The organism is Moorena producens 3L (assembly GCF_000211815.1).
GTDB lineage: Bacteria > Cyanobacteriota > Cyanobacteriia > Cyanobacteriales > Coleofasciculaceae > Moorena > Moorena producens.
This window is the reverse complement of record NZ_GL890864.1, coordinates 1-4466: the sequence shown is the minus strand read 5'-3', so window position 1 is coordinate 4466 and position 4466 is coordinate 1. Positions and strand designations below refer to the sequence as shown.

At 41.7% G+C, this 4466-nt stretch carries 4 protein-coding genes; all 4 read left to right on the top strand.

Annotated elements, in window-relative coordinates; genetic code table 11:
• Positions 1–869: hypothetical protein (locus LYNGBM3L_RS11560; protein WP_008182798.1), on the top strand; the 869-nt coding region annotated here is incomplete at its 5' end.
• A complete protein-coding gene (locus tag LYNGBM3L_RS11555) occupies positions 808–1686 on the top strand; it encodes a hypothetical protein (RefSeq protein WP_131827485.1) in 879 nt (292 codons plus the stop codon). The genes LYNGBM3L_RS11560 and LYNGBM3L_RS11555, both read left to right, overlap by 62 nt.
• Positions 1652–2038 carry a hypothetical protein gene (locus LYNGBM3L_RS11550; protein WP_008182793.1) on the top strand — a complete coding sequence of 129 codons (387 nt, stop codon included), beginning with the start codon at positions 1652–1654 and terminating at the stop codon, positions 2036–2038. The genes LYNGBM3L_RS11555 and LYNGBM3L_RS11550 overlap by 35 nt, the downstream gene beginning before the upstream one ends.
• Positions 2013–4466: tetratricopeptide repeat protein (locus tag LYNGBM3L_RS11545; RefSeq protein WP_008182791.1), on the top strand; the 2454-nt coding region annotated here is incomplete at its 3' end. The genes LYNGBM3L_RS11550 and LYNGBM3L_RS11545, both read left to right, overlap by 26 nt.

Below are 4466 nucleotides of genomic sequence, written 5' to 3'. Positions count from 1 at the left end.
CAATGATCAGGCAAAGGGTAGATGGACTGTATGATTCGGTGTTGGTCCATACCGATCGATATCAGGAGTTGCTGGAAAACTACGACAAGGCCGTTCAGAAGTACCTGACTTCTCGCGAAGGATTTGTGGCCATAAACAATAGTAGCAATAACCTTAGAGGGCTTTTCCTGACAGCTGATCAAGCATTGGAAGAGGCTATTGATCGGGTAGGGCAGGATTTTGACTCTTCAATGTATTATTTGGAGAGATATAGGGAGATCTATCAGCGAATGCCACATAATCGGAAACGGCAGGTATCTGTGAATCGTAAGCAGATCGAACATTTCCGAATGAATGGCATAACACCTTCTAATTTCTTAGCAGATGAAATCGAAGTTTGGGATTATGGTCAGTGGTCAAAAGATTTTCGTCAGTTACTCAAAGAAGAAGTAGACGGTTTGAAACAAGAAATCACGGAGGCTTACCGGTTTTTCTTAACCACCAATCGTCGCATGTTGCATGGAGAGGAATGCCTGCAAGCGAATTTAGAGAACCTTAAGCTTCAACGGATCATTAACCTGGTCACCAAGTACGACAATCAATCCATCCTAATTGATGTGTTTTCTTATGTGGGCCATAAGTTGGAGTTCGGTAACAAATTTGTTTACGAGAAGAACTGTAACATCATTGATAACCTTCCATCAGACGATATTATCTCACGTAAAGCACGGGCCTTCCAAAACATTTATGGTTCGTGGACTTCAGTAGATAGCACAGCACGGTTGATTTTGGAATCTCCTCGAAATCAAAATAATTTTTCATGGTTTTATGATGGTGAAATGCCTGAGGGAGCTGCCGGTTTTTCAGACCGACAAAAGGCAGGAAAATAATAAAGCTTTTATTGAAGAACTAGACCGATTATTCGAATTATCAGCAGACCAAAATATGTTAAATTCGGATACGGTTAAACTAGCCCGGCAGGATTCTTTGTTTTTGTCAGATTTTGGTTCTTCCGATGGTGAACCAGTAGAAATTTACGCGGCTCTGCGCATAACAGATAGTACGCAACTGGTCTATGGCCGACAAGGAGAAATCTTACAATTGATGACGCTACGGGATGATCAGTCAGATTTTTCGCTGATTTGGGAAAAGTCACAACCTGAACCAATATCATATTTCAAAGTACTTGGAGATACTTCATTTGTTTCGGTACATGAACAATCTTTGCGTCATTTTTATGCTTCAGGAAATGAAAAAGTCAATTTGAAATTACCTGAAGGAAACCTGCAAAATCTACTTTACAATTATTTGAAAGCACAGTATACGCTATTAATGAATGATGCGAAAAATGACACTACATATCAACTGGTGCAAATGGATTATAGAGGAAAGACTACTGCTCAGGGTGAGTTTACAACAACAGGTAATGTCATTACCCATTTTATTAATGGCGATCTGATTTGGGTCTTTGTTTCCATTATTAATCCTGATGCTACTACCACCTTAAGGGCATACACCTTCGATGCAACTTTCCAGCCCGTTGGTACATTTGATTATCAATTGTCTAACGTTTTGGAAGACGTTCGAGTGGTGAAAAATGATGACCAGACACTGACTGTAGCTTCGAAGATGAAAGCCGGGGACAAAAAATATGTCTATGCACTACTCAATTATGAAGGAGAGGTTCAGCACGAATCTGTTTTTTAGCAATTTATTACTACTGGTTACATTTTGTGCCTACGCACAGGAGATTGACTTTTCTGACAGGACTTCTAAGATAGATGAATTAATTGAGCAGCAGGCATATACTGAGGCATTCAGCGAATTAACGCGTTTACAGGACAATATTGCCAATACAGAATTTCAAAAGCGAGATTCTGTCCAACTCTACATGTTCTCAAAATGGTCGTTTGTCTATTATCAATTGGACAGCTGTGAGCAAGCCATTAACAACAACCGCGGAGAAGCTGACCTACGGATGAGTTTATTTGGTCCCACCGAATTGACAACCCTGCAAACGATTAGGAACCTGGGTGTTTTTTTATCTCAACTGTGGTGAATACAATCGGGCGGATAGTACGCTTTCTCAAGTCGTAGACCTGCACCAAAAAAATATTGGCAAGATCGATGAACTCTATGTAAGAACCCTGGATGATCTGGCTTTTACCAAAGGACGTGTTGAACAGGTGGACGAAGCTATGAAATTATACTCCAGAATTCTGGAGATCCTAAGTCCCTCCCCGAAAGGAGGATTCTACTATCAGGTTGTGGAGAACTACAGCGCCCTCTTAATGAACAATCAGCGGTTTGAAGAAGCGGCACCCTATTACGACGAGCTAAAAGAATATATGCGAGATGGAGATGGGTATGTGGAATTCCTGACGGATTACTACAACGTGTTCATTCATTTGAAAGATTATGCAAAAGCCTATGAGACCAGCAGTAATATTATTTCTGCGTGTAAGTCTGATACCTGTTCCGGTGAGACGCTTTTGGCGTTTAACCTTAACGCGGCAAGGTTGGCTGTACTTCTAGGAAAGTATTCTGAGGCAGATCAATACTATACCACGTGTTTGGCTTCTAATGGCGGAATAAGTCATGAGATTCAGGTTTTGATGGAACGGGCGGATGTTAATGGATATTTAAGGAAACCATTTGAACAAGTAAATGGACTAGAGAAATGTCTGGACCTGCATGTTAGGAACGGTCTTACTGAAAGTGATTCCTATTCCCGGGTTGTCTTGAGATTGGGAGGCCTCCTGACAGAACTGGGTCGATTCGAGAAAGCTGAAACTTTGTTCACTAATTACATCCAGGCTTTAGAAAACGACGCAAATACGGACCCGGAAAGGCTAGCTCAGGCTTATCAGTCTTTGGGGAATCAAAAATATTTGCTGAGAGATTTCAACGGAGCAGATCTGTACCTTAATAAAGCTCGCAAGATATTATTGGACAATTCCCTTCAGAGATCTCGATCATTTGCATCGGTAATGAACAGTATGGGTGCTTTGCAGGAAGGGTTGGCAAACTATGATCAGGCGGAACGCTATTTCAGAGCAGGTCTGAAAACTGCAACCCAGGAAGAAACCACGTTATCTCTACGGGTGGCACTGGCCTCAAACCTCGCCAATATCATGAACTCGTTTACTCCGGAAAATGATTCCATCGAGTTGTTATTGAGTAAGGCCATTGATTGGCAACAAAGTCTGACTGGAGAAAGACATCCGGAATATGCCAATTTGTTGAATAAACGAGGGTTGCATCTTCTGGAAACCAAACAATACGCTGAAGCTGAAGCGGATTATAAAAAAGCGTTAGAGATACTGGAATATACCGTAGGCAAATCTCACCCGGAATACCTGTCTGTCCTTTCAAACCTTGGACTGCTATACGATGCCCAGGAACGGAATGAAGAAGCCCTCAAATACATGCTTGATGCCAGGAAGTTATATGAACAATTTTATGCGGATGACAATCCTGGTTATGTTTTGGCCGTGAATAACCTCGCCAATACGTATACCCGTATGGAGCGCTTCGAGGAAGCTGCTCCCCTATTCGCTTATCTCGCGGACATTGTATTGAAGGAGATTCGGGAATCGTTTAGCTATCTTTCGGAAAATGAGAAGAAGCAATTTGTAACCGAAAAACGAAAATTTCAGGATAACCTGAAGCGATATGTTGTGACTCGTTTCACGCAGGACAGTGTGGAACCACAAATGCTGGCCACCTGGTACGAATTGGAGTTGACCATGAAGGGGATCCTTCTCAATTCGACGAAACGTGTCCGTGAACAGATTTTTAATAGTGGTGATGATCAGTTGATCGCTTTATTTTCTGAATGGTCATTAGCCAGGTCGGAAGTAGCAAGGAGGCAATCCTTGAAAAGTGATTTAAATGCCAATCAGAAACAGGCACTGGATTCATTGACTCAGAAAATCGCCACGCTCGAAAAGGACATTGCCAGGGCCTCCGGTGATTTTGAAAATACGTATGCTTCAGATAAATCTGACTTTACTACGATAAGTAATGCCTTGGGCGATGATGAATGTAGTATCGAAGTAATTCGTACCGAAATCAATGGAGAGAACATTTATACGGCGCTGTTGGCTTTGCCAGGAGCTCAATATCCTGAATTGATCTTGTTGGGCAAAGGAGCCGTGCTTGATGAGAAGTCTTTTGCGATTTACAAAAACACCATCAAGTTTAAGATTGACAATGCCACCCCGTTTGATGTCTACTGGAAACCGATTCACAGTCGCATCAAAAATTTGGGGATCAAGAAGATCTACTACGCACCAGATGGTGTCTATCACAAGATCAGCCTTGCCACGCTATTCAATGGAACAACCAAGACTTATTTGATCGAGGATTATGAATTGATTCAATTAACGTCTACGAAAGACATAACTAAGGTTAAAACGGAGGTTTCTGCATTGGATCAATCAAAAAAGATACTTGTTGATGGGCCGTCCAACTTACACATTTTC

What these genes read in the sequence shown, in the direction of transcription:
- LYNGBM3L_RS11555 (WP_131827485.1), top strand. Translation starts at nt 808, where the DNA reads ATGATGGTGAAATGCCTGAGGGAGCTGCCGGTTTTTCAGACCGACAAA.
- LYNGBM3L_RS11550 (WP_008182793.1), top strand. Translation starts at nt 1,652, where the DNA reads ATGAAGGAGAGGTTCAGCACGAATCTGTTTTTTAGCAATTTATTACTA.